Source organism: Cytobacillus sp. IB215316 (genome assembly GCF_033963865.1).
GTDB classification, from domain to species: domain Bacteria; phylum Bacillota; class Bacilli; order Bacillales; family SM2101; genus Nanhaiella; species Nanhaiella sioensis.
The window spans coordinates 1-16,903 of sequence record NZ_JAXBMC010000009.1 but is presented as its reverse complement, the minus strand read 5'-3'; the positions used below and the strand labels follow the sequence as shown (position 1 = coordinate 16,903).

15 protein-coding genes and 1 pseudogene are annotated in these 16,903 nt (G+C 33.9%); 13 read left to right on the top strand and 3 right to left on the bottom strand.

Annotated elements, in window-relative coordinates:
* Positions 1 to 425: 425 nt before the first annotated feature.
* From qoxA to qoxD, 4 genes are read left to right on the top strand one after another with little or no spacing between them, the layout of a single operon-like run.
* Positions 426 to 1,418 (top strand): cytochrome aa3 quinol oxidase subunit II, encoded by a 993-nt coding sequence (qoxA, locus tag SLH48_RS14395; RefSeq protein WP_320258751.1) that lies wholly within the window; start codon positions 426 to 428, stop codon positions 1,416 to 1,418.
* On the top strand, positions 1,408 to 3,390 hold the full coding sequence (gene qoxB / locus SLH48_RS14390) for a cytochrome aa3 quinol oxidase subunit I (protein ID WP_320258750.1): 1,983 nt from the start codon (positions 1,408 to 1,410) through the stop codon (positions 3,388 to 3,390). The genes qoxA and qoxB overlap by 11 nt, the downstream gene beginning before the upstream one ends.
* Entirely contained in the window at positions 3,374 to 3,976 is a 603-nt protein-coding gene (qoxC, locus tag SLH48_RS14385; protein ID WP_320258749.1) for a cytochrome aa3 quinol oxidase subunit III, read from the top strand. The genes qoxB and qoxC overlap by 17 nt, the downstream gene beginning before the upstream one ends.
* A 3-nt stretch (positions 3,977 to 3,979) precedes the next feature.
* Complete coding sequence (gene qoxD, locus SLH48_RS14380) at positions 3,980 to 4,282, top strand: cytochrome aa3 quinol oxidase subunit IV (RefSeq protein WP_214483512.1); 303 nt, start codon at positions 3,980 to 3,982, stop codon at positions 4,280 to 4,282.
* Between the two features lie 353 nt (positions 4,283 to 4,635).
* On the opposite strand, the gene SLH48_RS14375 is transcribed toward qoxD, so the two are convergent.
* Positions 4,636 to 4,860: a hypothetical protein gene (locus tag SLH48_RS14375; protein WP_214483513.1), complete on the bottom strand. Its 225-nt coding sequence runs from the start codon at positions 4,858 to 4,860 to the stop codon at positions 4,636 to 4,638.
* A 577-nt stretch (positions 4,861 to 5,437) separates the two neighbouring features.
* Between SLH48_RS14375 and SLH48_RS14370 the strand changes: the two genes are divergently transcribed.
* From SLH48_RS14370 to SLH48_RS14345, 6 genes are all read left to right on the top strand, one after another.
* Entirely contained in the window at positions 5,438 to 6,280 is an 843-nt protein-coding gene (locus tag SLH48_RS14370) for an amino acid ABC transporter substrate-binding protein (protein ID WP_320258748.1), read from the top strand.
* The gene (locus SLH48_RS14365) at positions 6,267 to 6,968 is read left to right on the top strand and encodes an amino acid ABC transporter permease (protein WP_214483541.1); all 702 of its coding nucleotides are present in this window, start codon (positions 6,267 to 6,269) and stop codon (positions 6,966 to 6,968) included. The genes SLH48_RS14370 and SLH48_RS14365 overlap by 14 nt, the downstream gene beginning before the upstream one ends.
* 23 nt (positions 6,969 to 6,991) lie before the next feature.
* A complete protein-coding gene (locus SLH48_RS14360) occupies positions 6,992 to 7,726 on the top strand; it encodes an amino acid ABC transporter ATP-binding protein (protein WP_320258747.1) in 735 nt (244 codons plus the stop codon).
* A 92-nt stretch (positions 7,727 to 7,818) separates the two neighbouring features.
* On the top strand, positions 7,819 to 8,241 hold the full coding sequence (locus SLH48_RS14355; RefSeq protein ID WP_320258746.1) for a universal stress protein: 423 nt from the start codon (positions 7,819 to 7,821) through the stop codon (positions 8,239 to 8,241).
* Positions 8,242 to 8,757: 516 nt separating this feature from the next.
* Positions 8,758 to 8,913 (top strand): YflJ family protein, encoded by a 156-nt coding sequence (locus SLH48_RS14350; protein ID WP_320258745.1) that lies wholly within the window; start codon positions 8,758 to 8,760, stop codon positions 8,911 to 8,913.
* Positions 8,914 to 9,569: 656 nt separating this feature from the next.
* Positions 9,570 to 10,490 carry a cation diffusion facilitator family transporter gene (locus tag SLH48_RS14345; RefSeq protein ID WP_320258744.1) on the top strand — a complete coding sequence of 307 codons (921 nt, stop codon included), beginning with the start codon at positions 9,570 to 9,572 and terminating at the stop codon, positions 10,488 to 10,490.
* A gap of 71 nt (positions 10,491 to 10,561) precedes the next feature.
* Here SLH48_RS14345 and SLH48_RS14340 read toward each other — a convergent pair whose 3' ends face one another.
* On the bottom strand, positions 10,562 to 11,068 hold the full coding sequence (locus tag SLH48_RS14340) for an undecaprenyl-diphosphatase (protein ID WP_413785429.1): 507 nt from the start codon (positions 11,066 to 11,068) through the stop codon (positions 10,562 to 10,564).
* Positions 11,069 to 12,088: 1,020 nt separating this feature from the next.
* On the opposite strand from SLH48_RS14340, the gene SLH48_RS14335 reads away from it, so the two are divergent.
* The 3 genes from SLH48_RS14335 to SLH48_RS14325 all read left to right on the top strand — a co-directional run bounded on the left by SLH48_RS14335 (position 12,089) and on the right by SLH48_RS14325 (position 13,897).
* Positions 12,089 to 13,384 carry an AimR family lysis-lysogeny pheromone receptor gene (locus tag SLH48_RS14335; protein ID WP_320258743.1) on the top strand — a complete coding sequence of 432 codons (1,296 nt, stop codon included), beginning with the start codon at positions 12,089 to 12,091 and terminating at the stop codon, positions 13,382 to 13,384.
* The gene (locus tag SLH48_RS14330; protein ID WP_320258742.1) at positions 13,377 to 13,565 is read left to right on the top strand and encodes a hypothetical protein; all 189 of its coding nucleotides are present in this window, start codon (positions 13,377 to 13,379) and stop codon (positions 13,563 to 13,565) included. Before SLH48_RS14335 ends, SLH48_RS14330 begins: the two co-directional genes overlap by 8 nt.
* Before the next feature lie 188 nt (positions 13,566 to 13,753).
* Positions 13,754 to 13,897, top strand: coding sequence for a hypothetical protein (locus SLH48_RS14325; protein WP_320258741.1), 144 nt, complete (start codon positions 13,754 to 13,756; stop codon positions 13,895 to 13,897).
* A 742-nt stretch (positions 13,898 to 14,639) separates the two neighbouring features.
* Here the strand turns inward: SLH48_RS14325 and secA2 are convergent.
* Positions 14,640 to 16,823: pseudogene (gene secA2, locus SLH48_RS14320) on the bottom strand (accessory Sec system translocase SecA2); the annotation flags it as partial.
* Positions 16,824 to 16,903: the final 80 nt, after the last annotated feature.

Here is a 16,903-nt window from a genome sequence, read left to right as displayed (position 1 = left end):
TTTTCACATTGATTGTTGTTTTCGGTACGAATTTCATCTAAAAAATCAGGGTTAGAATTTTGCCACAAAGGCTTCGTATCAAGTAGCAACTATCCATTTCACTCTTACAGGAAGAGTCATATCAAGCCAAAATGTACATTTTTTATTTGCGAAAATAGGCATGATGGGAAAATTAGAATCGGTAAAATGACTTTAAATATCATGGTGAAATTAAATGTAGTTTCTCCAGTAAATTCCTTGCGTATTTTGTCACAATTACAGACTTAAGTGTTCATAAAATCATGTTATCATTATTTACACAGTGTTAATGTTTTTTATTGATATAAATTAGCAAAGTTTGTGAAAAACCGAACAATCGGTTGTGAAGAAATGAACATATTCACGAAATTTTTAGTAAGTATACTTAACTTTTGGGGTGAATTAACATGAAGTTTAACAAGGGACTTGTCTTGTTGTTTTTAACAACTCTCCCAGTATTGTTTCTAAGTGGCTGTGAAACAAATTTGGTTGTGCTTGATCCACAGGGACCTGCAGCAAGAAGTATCGCCAACTTAATTAATCAATCGATTTTATGGATGCTGTTAATTGTTGTTGTTGTGTTCGGTTTATTTGCTTATATCGTTTGGAAATATCGAGAAAAACCAGACAATATGGATTATGAACCGCCAGAAGAACACGGTAGTACATTGCTAGAGATTATTTGGACCGCCATTCCAGTCCTTATTCTTGTTGCTCTAACAATTCCTACGGTAACTACGCTGTATGACCTTGAAAAAATTCCAGAAGGCTACGAAGATCAAGAGCCAGTTGTCATTCATGTGACATCTGCCGACTGGAAATGGATTTTTAGTTATCCAGAAGATGGAATTGAAACAGTTAATTATGTAAATATTCCAGCTGATAGACCAGTTCACTTTAAATTAACATCAGCTTCAACGATGCAATCATTTTGGGTGCCTGCTTTAGCTGGACAAATATACACAATGAATAAAATGGAAACAGATTTATTCGTTGTAGCGGATAATCCTGGTTCTTTTGAAGGTAGAAATACGAACTTCAATGGTCGGGGTTATGCGAAAATGGAATTTGAAGTATTAGCACAGACGCCACAAGACTACGAGGAGTGGAAAAAGGAAGTGCAGGAAACGGCTCCTAAATTAACTGAGGAGGAGTATGAAGAGCTTCTTTTGCCAACACATTTAGGTAGATTAACATATTCTAATACTCACTTAGAGTGGGTTAACCATGCTGATATAGACTCTAAAACGTATACAAATCCTGAATTATATAAGAATCATAGCTATCAAGGAAAGATATTCTCAGAAGAAGACAACTATAAAAATGATTCTACTGACACTCAAAAAGATGATGATATGAACATGGAAGAGGAAAACGGGGGTGATCACGGTGGGCATTAAATGGGATGAGTTTTTTATAACAGGTGATCCATTAATTCTAGGGTCACAAATCGCAATTTTACTCACAACGGTAGGTATTATAGGTGTTGTAACCTATTTGAAAAAATGGCGTTGGTTATGGACTGAATGGTTAACGACAGTCGATCATAAAAAAATAGGTATTATGTATATCCTATCAGCAGTATTAATGTTTTTCCGTGGTGGGATAGACGGTCTTATGATGAAAGTCCAAACATCTAGACCTGAAATGGAATTTTTAGATGCTCAACATTATAATGAAATATTTACAACTCATGGTGTGATCATGATTTTGTTTATGGCTATGCCGTTTTTAATCGGTTTAATGAACGTGATCATCCCTCTACAAATCGGTGCGAGAGATGTAGCATTTCCACAATTAAATGCTTTAAGCTTTTGGTTATTCTTTAGTGGAGCTATGCTATTTAATATATCATTCGTCATAGGTGGATCACCTGATGCAGGTTGGACATCGTATTTCCCGCTAGCTGGTAAGGAGTTTAGTCCAGGTATCGGAAACAATTATTATGCCATTGCGCTTCAAATTGCGGGTATCGGTACATTAATGACAGGTATCAACTTTATTGTCACGATCCTGAAAATGAGAACAAAAGGCATGACATTGATGAAAATGCCAATGTTTACTTGGACATCTTTCATTACATCAGTCATTATCGTTGCTGCATTTCCTATTTTCACGGTCGCGCTTGGCTTAATGACATTTGACCGTTTGTATGGTACTCACTTCTTTACACTGTCTGCTGGTGGGTCAGATATGTTATGGGCAAATCTATTCTGGCTATGGGGACATCCAGAAGTGTATATTGTAGCATTACCTGCGTTTGGTATTTTCTCAGAGGTAATTGCGACCTTCTCAAGAAAATCACTATTTGGCTATAAATCTATGGTATTTTCAATTGTCGGGATAGCATTTTTAAGTATGCTTGTATGGGTCCATCATTTCTTTACAATGGGTGTTGGAGCTGCAGTTAATTCGTTCTTCTCCATATCCACGATGTTAATTGCTGTACCTACAGGTGTAAAGATATTTAACTGGTTATTTACGATGAGAAAAGGAAGAATTAAATTTACTAATGCGATGTTATGGGCTTTAGCATTTGTGCCAAACTTTGTTATCGGTGGTGTAACTGGCGTTATGCTTGCGATGGCAGCAGCAGATTATCAATATCATAATACCCTGTTCTTAGTTGCTCATTTCCATTACGTATTAATACCTGGTGTCGTGTTTGCCGTATTTGCAGGTCTATATTATTGGTGGCCTAAAATCTTTGGCTTTAAGCTAAATGAGAGACTAGGAAAATATCATTTCTGGTTATTTGTGATTGGTTTTAACTTAACCTTCTTCCCAATGTTTTTATTAGGATTAGATGGTGCAGTAAGACGGTCATATACTTTTTCAGTAGAATCAGGTTTTGCACCACTGTTCTTAGTTTCAGCGATCGGATCAGCCATACTTGCTATTGGATTTGCTGTATTCTGCTATAACATTTATTGGAGCATACGCCATGCTGATCGCAATGTTTCAAATGATCCGTGGGATGCTAGAACATTAGAATGGGCAACAGCTTCGCCAGCACCATACTATAATTTTGCAAAACTACCAGAAGTAAAATCATTGGACGTTTTTTGGCACATGAAGAAGAACAAAGAAGGACTAGATCTGAAGGATAATGAGATTGAAGAAATTCATATGCCGAGCAATTCAGGGCTTCCATTTTATATGGCTGTTGTTTTCGGTATAGCAGGATTCTTCCTCGTATTTGAATGGCATATTGCTGCAGCAATAGCGGCAGTGGGTATTTTCGCGGGGCTGATCATTCGTTCGTTTGATTATAACGATGGTTATCATATACCTGTAAAAGAAATAAAAGAGAATGAAAAATCTTGGAGAAATAAAGCAGAAGAGGTGAACAATCATGTCAGCAAAGGTTGATACTTCCTTACCACTTGAATATCAAACAGAGCAAGACCGTATGAATATTTTTGGTTTTTGGATTTTCTTAGGTGCTGAGATTGTTTTGTTTGCTACATTGTTTATGGTATACGGTGTTCTGGGGGGACGTACAGCAGGTGGACCAGGACCCGAAGATATTTTTCAAATTAAGGATGTCATGATTGAAACTTTATTGCTATTAACGAGTAGCTTTACTTGCGGATTGGCCATCTTCGAAATGAGAAGACAAAACTTAAAAGGCCTGCTTACATGGCTTATTATTACAGTATTACTTGGCGTAGGGTTCGTATACATGGAGATTACTGAATTCATCCATTATGTTAGTTTAGGTGCTACGATGCAAACGAGTGCTTTCTTATCAAGCTTCTTCGTGCTCCTAGGTACACACGGACTCCATGTAACGGTTGGAATCGGCTGGGTAACGATCATTATTATACAGTTACTAAGAAGAGGCTTAACACCTGTTACTGCTAGAAAAACATTCATCATTAGCTTGTACTGGCACTTCTTAGATGTCGTCTGGATTTTTATTTTCACATTTGTGTATTTAAAAGGGATGGTGTGATTTATGGCAAGTAAAACAAATCGTTTTCCTACTGGGCACGTATTAGGTTTCATATCTTCCATCGTACTAACCTTTATAGCTACAGGAGTAGCTCTTAAAACGAACTTATCGTTTAATGTAATTATGTGGATCATCGGTTCTTTAGCAGTTATTCAAGCAGGGCTACAATTGTTCATGTTTATGCATATGACCGAAGGGGAAGATGGGAAGGCTAACATTATTAATATTGGTTATGGAGTTTTTATAGCTGTTGTTATTGTTGTAGGCTCTATTTGGGTGTTGACAGCAGGTCATGCAGCACATTAATGACTAGCCAAATTAGTTAAAGGCTTTTTCATAAGGCTCTTTTACTACTGTTACTGAAATGGACAGTAAGTTGGGTCTTTCTATGAAATCCATCATTCTTAGTACGAAAAGAAACAGCCTTTCATCAACATCATTACTGAATGGCACGGGTCTTCATGACACTAGATTCTAACAATATTAACCTTATAAATATAACGAAAAGGGTCTGTCTTATTTTCTATATCGGTATACTAGGTTTGCTACTACCTAGCATGCTTTTCGAGATATAGAGTAAGGTCTGACCCTTTATTATTTGTGAGCATCGTATATGGCTATACGATTCATTACTATCTAAAAATGAATATTAAAAATCATTAAGAGGTACTGCGATCACTTACTGCTTCCATGAGATTTAAACTAAGACCAAACCCGAAAAGGATCATTGAAGATATCATAATGCTAAGCCCTATTGATAGTACGTAATCACCTTTGATACCGCTTACAAAAAAACTAAATAAAAAAACAATACAACCTAATATTAATCCAACACTTGTTATTTTTTTCATAAACAATAGTGACTCAAGTGGTTTTTTCTTCATATATTTTCATCCCCTTATAAGAATATTCTATCTTTTGTCACAAAATTGTCAAACTTTTTTTATAAAATACATATGTTTATTGACGAACAAGAACGGTAGGAATAATACTTATATATTTTTACAACTCGTATGGTTATATAAATGGTGTATTTCCGCTGGCAATCAAAACCTGCAAACATTTAGTTACTTTCGTTGCAACTTAACGTTAACAATTCCACAAAATTCACTTGAGTTAACAACAAATTTTGTCTAAAGTTCTTTTGTAAAATGCTGTTTTCGCACCGATTGTTGCTTTTCGTACTTAGATATAAGCACGTCTACACCTTACGTGCGTGGCATCTTTTCTACATATAAAACCTATGAGACCTAATGAAACTCATCATACTGTCTATTCTTAATAAAAATAGCTACAAAGTTTATGAAAAGAGCCTTTGTAAAATAAAAATATTAAACAATGGAAATAATAATATGTGTTTCGAAAAGTCTGTATAATTCAAATCCGTTGACAAAAGGTGAAATCTAGCTATACTTAATTAACATATTGTTAAAATCCGATAAAATTACTGGGGGATTAAAAATGAAAAAGCTTATATTAGGTTTAACATTCATATTCGGACTAACTCTCGTTCTAGCTGCATGTGGAACAGCTGAACAAAATGAAGGAACGAGTGGTAGTGGAAATACAGAAAACAATGAAGCTACTAACGAAGAAACAACCGATCTTCTACAAAAAATCAAAGAAGATGGCGTATTAAAGATTGGAACAGAGGGAACATACCCTCCATTTACTTTTCATGATGATAGTGGTGAATTAACAGGTTTTGATGTAGAGATCGCAAAGGAAGTTGCTAAGCGATTAGAGGTAGAAGCAGAATTTTTAGAAACACAATGGGATGCTATGTTTGAAGGCTTAAATTCTAAACGATTTGATATGATTGCAAATCAAGTTGGAATTAGAGAGGATCGCTTAGAAAAATATGATTTCTCTGATCCTTATATCACATCTGCAGCTGTTTTAGTAACGAGTGAAGATAACGATGCAGTAGCTAGCTTTGCTGACATTTCTGGGCTGAAAGCAGCTCAATCCTTAACTAGTAACTATGCTGATATTGCAAAGGAAAATGGGGCAGAACTTGTAGGAGTTGAAGGATTTAACCAAGCAATTGAACTGATTACATCTAAACGTGTAGATGTAACGATTAACGACAAGCTATCAGTTCTAGATTTTCAAGTGCAACGTCCGGATGCACCAATCAAAATTGTAGCTACATCTGAAGACGCTGGCGAAAGTGGACTAACATTTAGAAAAGGTAATGAAACACTTGTTGAAGCCGTAAATGAGGCTTTAGCCGAAATGATTGATGATGGATCATACGAAAGAATCTCAGTGAAATGGTTTGGTGAAAATGTACTTAAGTAATATCTTAACTAATCCAGAAAGATTAGAAAAAATAGTAGACATCGCTCAAAGTTCCCTTCTCCCATTGGTGAAGGGAGCTTTGGATTCTACGATTCCATTAACACTTTGGTCGTTTTTTTTCGGAATTATATTAGCAATCCTTACTGCTCTAGCGAGGATATCTAATATTAGAGTATTGGAAATTGTAGCTCGAATTTACATTTCAATAATAAGAGGTACACCACTTTTAGTGCAATTATTTATTATCTTTTACGGTTTGCCTAATATTGGAATTATTGTTGACCCATTTCCGTCTGCTGTTATTGGTTTTTCATTGAATGTAGGTGCATATTCATCAGAAATCATTCGCGCAGCTATATTATCTATTCCTAAAGGTCAGTGGGAAGCTGGGTATTCGATTGGTATGTCATACTCTAGAGTATTAACAAGAATTGTTTTACCTCAAGCTACAAGAGTTTCGATTCCACCATTATCAAACACATTTATTAGTCTTGTAAAAGATACATCACTAGCATCGTTAATCTTGGTAACCGAAATGTTTCGAAAGGCTCAAGAAATTGCTGCAACAAACTATGAGTTTTTACTACTATACACTGAAGCTGCACTATTATATTGGATCATTTGTTTTATTCTTTCGTTAATTCAAGACAGAGTAGAACGCAGGCTAGATAGGTATGTAGTGAGATAAAACATTAAGAAGGGGCAAAATAGATGATTTCAATCAGTGGATTATATAAGTCATTCGACCAGTTAGAAGTGTTAAAAGGAATCGATTTAGATATTCCTAAAGGAAAGGTTGTCGTCGTCGTCGGTCCATCAGGATCAGGAAAAACAACACTTTTACGTTGTTTAAATGTACTAGAAACTCCGACTAAGGGTCGTATTACAATAGCTGAGGATACTTTAGATTTTTCTAACAAGTTGAAGCAAAAGCAAATAGCTTCCTTTAGAAAAAATACAGGCATGGTATTTCAAAACTATAATTTGTTTCCGCACAAAACAGCACTTGAAAATGTAATGGAAGGTCCTGTCATTGTAAAAGGGCTTCGGAAGGATAAAGTGAGGAAAATAGCCGAATCTCTCCTAACTAAAGTTGGATTAGCTGATAAGATAGATTATTATCCATTTCAACTCTCTGGCGGGCAGCAACAAAGAGTAGGTATTGCGAGAGCACTTGCGATGGAACCCAATGTTATGCTTTTTGATGAACCTACTTCTGCATTGGACCCAGAAATTGTTCAGGAAGTCCTTAAGGTGATGAAAGATTTAGCTAGCGAAGGTATGACGATGGTTGTAGTTACTCATGAAATGAGATTTGCAAAAGAGGTTGCTGATAAAGTCATCTTTATGGATGACGGCAAGATTATCGAGTCTGGCAAACCTGAAGATATATTCAGTACACCAAAAGAAGAACGTACTAAACAATTTTTACACCTTATACAATAGAGTGGGAACTAAAAACCTACTCTATTTTCTTTTATTCTATTAGCTGTTCTTATATACTTAACATATCCAATTTGTGAAGGGTTGTGTATATATTGTTTGAAAAAATACTACTAGCTTCTGACGGCTCTGATCACGCAATACGTGCGGCAGAAAAAGCAGCATTTTTAGCAAAAGAAATTGCTGGAGCAACAATTGAGATTTTATATATTGTTGACAATGAGACAGCTAAATCAGACGCATTAAGAAACATTGAATCTCACGATATTGAATCAACAAGAAATGAAAGATTGCAAGCAACAAAGGATATATGTTATCGAATAATTAATAAGGAAATAAAGACAACAATGATTCACGGTGAACCTGGACCAAGTATTGTAAAATATGCGAATAATGGTGGGTTTGACCTTGTTGTTATTGGAAGTAGGGGGCTCAATACATTTCAAGAAATGGTATTAGGAAGTGTGAGCCATAAAGTTGCCAAGCGAGCTAACTGTCCAGTCATGATTGTAAAGTAATAGTTTTTGTTATAAGCTGTGTTGCTATTGTTACCAAATTAGTAGAACAGTTTTCATAAGTTAGTCACCGTTATGGTATATACTCTAGTTGTGTACGTGTATTTTATTAGGAAGAAACAATGCGAAAAAGACAAAGTAATCCATGCAAGTGATGTGTAAACGAATACTAGCTAAGCATATCTACCTTGAATACCTTCATACATATAATTTTCAATTAAGCGAGTTCGGGAGTTTATTCCATCTTTTTGAAAGGCTCTTTTCGTTAACTCTGTAGCTATTGAGACTAATTTAGAACAACTATTAATAATTTTATATAATTGACTTCAATGTAAATGAGAAAAGATGCCACCAACGTTAGATGTAAGTACTTATATCTTAGAAGGCAATGCAGCAAGTTTGCACAACTGATAGTCTAAAACGACTGAAACAAAATTAGATTAAGAAATATGATGGTCATGCCCCTGTTACTTGTTGCATATATATAGGACAAGCGATAAGGAGAAAGGGGAATGATGTATGGCATATCCTGGTTCAAAAGGTTGGTACGTAAAGCAATTGAAAGACATGGGGATTAATATCCATCCGACTGAAAGAAGAAGATTAGAGCTGTATAAGACATCAACCTTACGTAACTTGTATTTGGATCAATTGAATAAAACAAAAAATAAATAATATTTCACATCTGTAAAGATGTAATCAGTACGTTGTCAACATTAACATGTTATGTGAAAAATGTTAAACCACATCACCTGGTGATGTGGTTGAGTTTTTTTTACTCTTTTCTTATTGCGTCTTGTTTTGCATTTTCCCAATAACAGATTTGTGGAATTCGAATGTAAGTGACGTATTCATGGAATAATGTATATGAGACAAAGGAGATAAGTTTCCAATCGATCGTATCGAGCATACGGAATACTCCTTTCAATGTAATAAGAAGCTTATTCATATATATGGTATGAAACTTTGTCTCATACGTGTGTAAAAGATATACTTGCTATATGATTTAAAACGCTATAGCTGTTGAATAAACCATTGACTTCTATAAGTGAAGATTATATATTTAATATATGAATAATTGATCATATATTAAACTAAAGTGTAATGAAGTAATAATTGAAAGGCTCTTTTCATAAACTTTGTTGCTATTTTTATCCAATTAGTACCAAAAAAAGTGGTTTTACATGGTTAGTCAATGTTGTACAGAAGGAAAGATGCCACGAACTCTAGTTGTGTACGTGTTTGGCTCTTAGTACGAAAAGCAATAATTAATGATAAAACAGCTAATAGAAAAGAATAATACTCACACAAACTTTTTGGGAGGTAACGCCATGGGACATTCACATGCTCATCATGATCACGGTCATAGTCACACTCATAATGTAAATAAAAAGACGTTAAAAATATCTTTTTTTATCATTAGTACGTATATGATTATTGAAGTAATCGGAGGGGTGCTAACAAATAGCTTGGCACTATTATCAGATGCAGGACATATGTTAAGTGACGCAGCAGCACTAGGGTTAAGCTTTTTGGCAATGAAGTTCGGAGAAAAGCAACCAACTTTAGAGAAAACGTTTGGATATAGGCGATTTGAAATATTAGCTGCACTATTAAACGGAGTTACATTAGTTATTATATCTATTTATATTTTTTGGGAGGCATATAACAGACTTTTGGCACCACCTCATGTAATTAGTAAAGGTATGCTAATAATTTCATCAATTGGATTACTCGTAAATATTATCGTAGCCTTTATTCTTTTAAAAGGGGATACGAGTGACAATCTAAATATTCGAAGTGCATTTTTACATGTGTTAGGGGATTTGTTAGGATCAGTTGGTGCGATCATAGCTGCCTTACTTATCATGTTCTTTGGTTGGAATTTGGCCGATCCGATCGCTAGTGTTATTGTTGCATTTCTCATCATTATAAGTGCATGGAGGGTAACGAGAGATTCTTTACACATATTAATGGAGGGAAGTCCTCCAGGGATTGATGTAGGGGATATTAAAGAACAGTTGTTGTCTATCTCTCATGTTATTGATGTTCATGACTTGCATGTGTGGGCAATAAGCTCCGACTTTTTGTCTTTAAGCTGTCACATTAAAATAGGAGATTGTGATTATTATGAGAGAGTATTGAATGAAGCAACAAAATTATTAAAAGATAAGTACCATATTAACCATACGACGATACAAATTGATCATTTAAATTCAGAGTGTTCTACATCAGAAGAACATTGTAACTAATAATGGCTTAAGGAAGATGATTACTTTTTTACAGCAGTCATCTTCCTGTTAAAATAAGCTAAGTATAGGGCTCAATAACAATTTTTGTACATAAAACGCTTATAAATTCCAGAAGTTTTGTCAACTATCATGCTTGTTAGGCTTCCTATAAATGCACTCCCAATCACATCAGAAAGATAATGATGACCAACCCATACGCGAGAAATACCTGTTAACACTGAAAGACCTAACATGAGACATCCAAGGGCTCGTTCATAGAGGAGGATAGAAGTTGATACGGTAAATACTAATAAAGTATGTTTACTTGGAAACGAAGAATCCCTTTTAGAAGGTAGGAGTATTCCTACACGGTTATAAATAAAAGGTCGAGGCTTATACACAAAAAACTTTATTAAAGTGTTCGTAATTAAAGTAATAACAACTGATAAAACTGAATTTATAACGATTTTTTTGCCGAAATGATCACGAAACCACAGCACACCAAGTATGAAAATAAATACAAAACGCACGTTATTTGAAATGAAAATCATTGGTATATCCAGCAAAGAAGGATGTCTATTAAAAGATTTGTATGTCAAAAAAAATCACCTCTTTAAGCATATATATTTACTTTTCCCTTTAATGAAATATACATGTAATAAAGAGATTTATCTTCCATACATTACACAGCCAAAACAATTATATGGCACCTCATATTCTGCTACTTTAACAAAACCATTTTCAGCTACATGACATTTTACAAATAGGGGAACACAAATCCCATATGTAGGTCCATTAGGGTTGTTTCTGTCTTGATATACACAGCATTTATTATTTTTAAATGGATAGTTTTGAGATGTTTGATAATTTGGACTCTGCCAGTTACTGTTGAACATACTATTCACCTTTTTCTCAGTAATTTATTTTTGCGTATAAAAAATTTACAACTAACAATTGTAGTACCTCATTTCAGCAAAACGAAACTCAACTAGTGGTTTAAATTTAAAACAAGCAACCAACTATACACAAAACGGCTTCCCTATAGAATACGATCATTAGGCTAACATAGTGCATAAAAAGGGTTTGTGAAAGTTTGTTTTTTAATTCATCGGAAAAATAGAATGTTTAACATTGAAATAAATAGGAAGTTTCAAACATTCCCCATGTACCAATTAAGGTAAATAAAAAATCCGGCTATGCTATAGAAGCAGGTAAATTAATTGTGGAATATGTAATAAACGATCTGAAATTTCATCGTATCCAAGCTAGAATTTACATAGTTTGTAAGGTTTGCAGTGGAAAAATAAATATATTAATTCTACTTTAAGGAAATCAAAGGAAAATCATGTATAACTTCATTTAATGACATAAAATGGTCTCTCAGCGAATAATATGACATTTTCAATGGATTATATGGTGTACTAGAATTATTATATATATCAAAATTATTATTTTCTTAAGAATAATATGTTAATGAATGAAGATCTAAAATAAATGTAAGTACTTAATTATAAACACAGTTAGCTTTATATTTCTTATATAAGTGACGGCTAAGCTAATCTTTTCAGTAAAGGATAAGGTTAGCTTGTTAAATTTTTGACTTGAGAGGGTGCAATGTTTTGAGTAATACGTTGATTAATGGTGAACTAACGTCTGGTCAAATATTAAAAGAATTGATGTTGAAGCATCAGATAACACAAGTAAAAATGAGAGAAATAGTCGGAAAAGATAAACAAGAGAACGATTTAATAGAAGAAAAGTGGCTAAATAAGTATTTAAATGGTAAAAAAGTAGCAAAGTTTTATTGGGTTTTAGCTTGTGTTCGAGCCTTTGATACTCTTGCAGGAACTTTTCATGAAAAACAGATTATGCTACAATTTATTAAGGAAATAGATGAAAAACCAGAATTGATTATGTCAGCGATGATGTACTGTGACCAATACAACTACCTTGAGGAACTTCAGAAACTAACAAATATTGCATTAAACTATCAAAATAATCCGAATTTAAAGCGATATGGCACCTTAACTCATATAAATTACAAGCGAAAAATAGAGTTAGAAAAAAGCATGAAAAGTTGGAATGATCCTAGAAACGCTGAAAATAATCATGAAGAACAAAAAAATAAGCTACTAGAATTATGTAATGAAGCCTCAAACTATAAGATACCTGATAGTGATTTAGTTAGTAAAGTTTATAAGCGAATACTTGTTGCGTACATATATCATGATTTACATTACTTTACTGAATCGCTGAAAGAGCTAGTAGGAGTCGAAAAATTAATTAATAGTATTGAAGACTCCCATTACAAGTCTTTCTCAGAAACTAAGTATTATGTGTTACAACAAACAATAAATTTAAGAAATTGCAACTTAGAGGAAGCTAGAAAATTTTCTTATAAACCTTTAGATGTCTCTATAAATTTAAAAACAAGGGCTTATAGCTATGTTACACTGGGGTTGACTTGGGCATTTATTGATGCTCAAAAAGCATTAGAGTATTTTGAAAAAGCATTAGATTTATATACTCAAATTGGGATGGATAGCGCTGGATTATTAGTTATTAAAAAAATTCAATTCCTTAAAATTCATGTAAGTATGGGCATAACGATAGAAGAATTAGAACACGAACAAAACAAGGCTTATTGGCTTATAAAACAATCTAGGAAAAAAGAAGCTTTACATATTCTAGATCAACTTGACAATAAAGAAGGAACTAGAGCCCAACGACTTTGGTTGAGAGGTCTTGCTACTGACGATGCAAAATATCACTGGATGTCGTTAGAGTTATATATAAAGCAAGGAGGAGACAGATTTTTTGGGATGTTACCAAAAGAAGCTCTTCTAGAACTAGGGCAAGACAAGTACCCTATTAATGCATTATACTACGCGGAGGTGAAAAGTCTTTATGTTTAAGAAAGTGTTATTTTTTACGATGACTTTTTGTATAATGGCTTCCTTAGCATTAACTATAAATACTCATAACGTAAGTGCAACAAATGATGAACCTAAAGAAGATTCTCTAATTATCAATATTGATAAACCAAAGGTAAAAGTTATACCATTAAAAGCTGATGAGATAATGCCAGAAGGTTGATAAGCTATGAATTTAATATTTTCGGATTGAAAGACGTTACTCTTTATAGAGTAACGTCTTTCGTACTTTAACGGCAGTAGGACATTTTTCTATAAGTGAGTAGAAAAAAATTACATCTTAATAATTACTTTATATAAGCGTAGCTAACATGATGTTGAGCAAACCCTATACAGGAGTTGATAAATAATATGGAGAAACCTAAAACTGAAGTAGAAAGAAACACTCATATTAATAATGTTCAAGAAGAAAAAAATTCAAAAATTTTATGTGAAATAGACGAAATTTCAAAAAAAGTGATTGAAATAATGGATAAAGATATATGGAAAATTTAAAATTGATTCTTTGACTAAAATTAGGTAGCTAGACTTGAAGAGAGCATGTAATAAAACTGATTTTATAGAACAAGCAATGAAGTTACTCAGGGCTCACTGTAATGAAATAGTTAGAATGAAGGTACAAGGTTTCATTATAATATCAACCTAGCTACCCGAAACAGGTCAGTTAGAGTTCAATCAATTCACATACTCTTAGAAATTATTAGAGTTATATACCTTTAAGTAAAGAATCAAATTAAACAGATTATAGATGATTTAAAGAGATGGAAATAATGAGACTCAATGATTAGAGAAGTAACTGAAAAGTATCTCAAGGAACATTTAGGAGACTTTGTTAATTTAATGATCCTGATCACGAGTATAGAGCAAATAAGACTTCAATAAGATTTGTGCAAGAAATTTATGAGAATTTTAAGCTAATGAAGTACAGTGGGTAATTCTATAAAGAATTTTGCTAGTTGGTATCAAATACTCCGGCTGGACTATGTTATCTAGTAAGGAATTAACTGTGATATTTCAAATTCCTATAACCTGTAACAAATTTAGTTTAATCGATCATTTTTGAAGTTCTTAGCATTACTATATAAGGTTGCTTATTGCGGCTCTAGTTCGGTATCAGTAGTAACAAAGCTTAAATCATTCCCTATAGTTGTAGATACATTTTTTCTTAACTTTACGACATAGGAAAGGTGTTAGCTAAACCTAATATTGTCTAATAGAATGGAGGTATCTCCTGTATTTATAACAATTTAAATAAAGAGTCTTTTCTAGTAACAAAATTATCATTAACGATATACGTCCAAGTTGCCGAAGGGTGCTTTAAAATTTTCATCTCCAAATTAATTTCTTTTTTAGGGTCAATAGCATGAAAGTGGTTCATCATGCCCTGTTCAATCTTATCGGACAACTTATCAAAAGCTGATATGAGCAATGTGTGAAATTCATCTAAAGGATTTTTTCTAGCTACACTTTCGAGATGTATTCCCTCCTTAATATATTCAATAAAATCCAAATGTTCAGCCCAACACAGATCTATTTGGAGCAACGTAATACGTTTTTCAATCTGTTGCATTTTCGTTTTTCCTAATTGATTACATAGACTTTCATATCTATCAGGTTCTTTTGAGGAGAATAAATTCCCCCCTGCACGATCCAATAAAATATCGTGACGTTTTTTAAGAATTATACAACGTTGTTGTTCAAGAATATCTGAGTATTTATTTAATGTTTTTCTTATTTCAAAATTTTCCCCATCCACCACTCGTTGGATATGATCTATTTTTTGAATCACCTTTGAACTTGTTAAAGGTGCATCTTGTTTTAATATGCGATACTTTGGAGGTATTACTTTAGAAATGCCAAAACGGATAAGTAGATCATCTTCTAGACTAATGAAAAATTTTGTAGCACCAGGATCACCTTGTCTACCCGCTCTCCCCCGAAGCTGATTGTCGATTCGACTGCTTTCGTGTAGATTTGTTCCAATAACATATAGCCCACCTAATCCTACTACCTTTTCATACTCATCAGCACAGCCTCCACCTAACAAAATATCAACGCCACGACCTGCCATATTAGTTGAAACTGTAACTGCCCCTAGCCTTCCTGCTTGTGAAATAATTTCCGCTTCCAACTCATCATTTTTTGCATTGAGCACATTACACTGTATACCCGTTGCATTTAAATTAATTGCCAAGTTGTTAGATTCCTCTACGCTACTAGTCCCGATTAAAATAGGGCGGCCTGTCAAATGAACTGTTTTAATTTTCTCCACCAACGCTTTTTGTTTCGCTTCCTTGTGAGTAAACACACTATGTGGGTAGTCCATTCTTAAACATGTTTTATGAGATGGAATCGTAATCACTTCTAAATTATAGATTTCTGTAAATTCATTAATGGATGAATTTGCGGTTGCAGTCATCCCACTTATAGTTGGATATAAATTTATAAAATTGTGCAACGTAATTGATCCTAATATTTTTCCACTTGATTGAATATTCAAACCTTCCTTAGCTTCTACAGCAGCTTGTAATCCATCCGGCCAATGTCTTTTATCTGCAATCCTGCCAGTGAGTTCATCGATTAACTCGATCCTACCATCTCGAATAATGTAATGGACATCTCTTTTTAGTAAAACTTCAGCATGCAGGGCACAATGGAGTGAGGCTATTGTATCGGCATTTTCATTCTTATATAAGTTATCACAGGATAACAATTGCTCTGCTTTTTTTATTCCTAAGTCTGTTAAATACACATTTCGTTCATTTTCGTCAGTTGCATAATCTATCTCTTGTTGTAAATTTCTTATGATTTCAGTGAACTGTTTCGGATCTTCCTGCGAACTAGATTCCTTGTCTGCAATGACAAGAGGAACCCTTGCTTCATCAATAAGAATAGAGTCTGCTTCATCTACTAATGCAAAGTGAAAAGGGCGATGAACTATTGATTTGTTATCATAACAAATGGAATCTTTCAAGTAATCAAAGCCTGCTTCTTTAGCAGTCAAGTATGTAACATCAGCATCATACGCTTCCTTTCTAGCTTTGTTATTCATCCCTTCTTTAATAAAACCAACTGATAAACCTAAATAGTTATAAATAACACCCATCCATTTAGCATCCCTTGTTGCTAAATAGTCATTAAAGGTTAGAATATGCACGCCTTTTCCCAGCAATGCATTTAAATAAGCAGGTAGTACAGCTGCAACAGTTTTACCCTCTCCAGTTTGCATTTCAATAACTTTTCCTTCATGAAGAGCTATCCCTGCTATAAGCTGTTCATCAAAAAGATGGAACCCCAATTCTCGTTTTACTGTTTCGTAAACTAATGCATAGGCTTCAAATAATAATTCTTCAAGAGATGTACCGCTTTTCGCTTGCTGCATTAATGTTAAAGAGCGTTGTTTTATTTGATTTTTATCCCAGGTTTCTAAACGAAATGTGGAGTTAGTATAGTTTTATGGACACAAAAACGTTAAGTACTTAAAATGTACTTAGAAAGGTT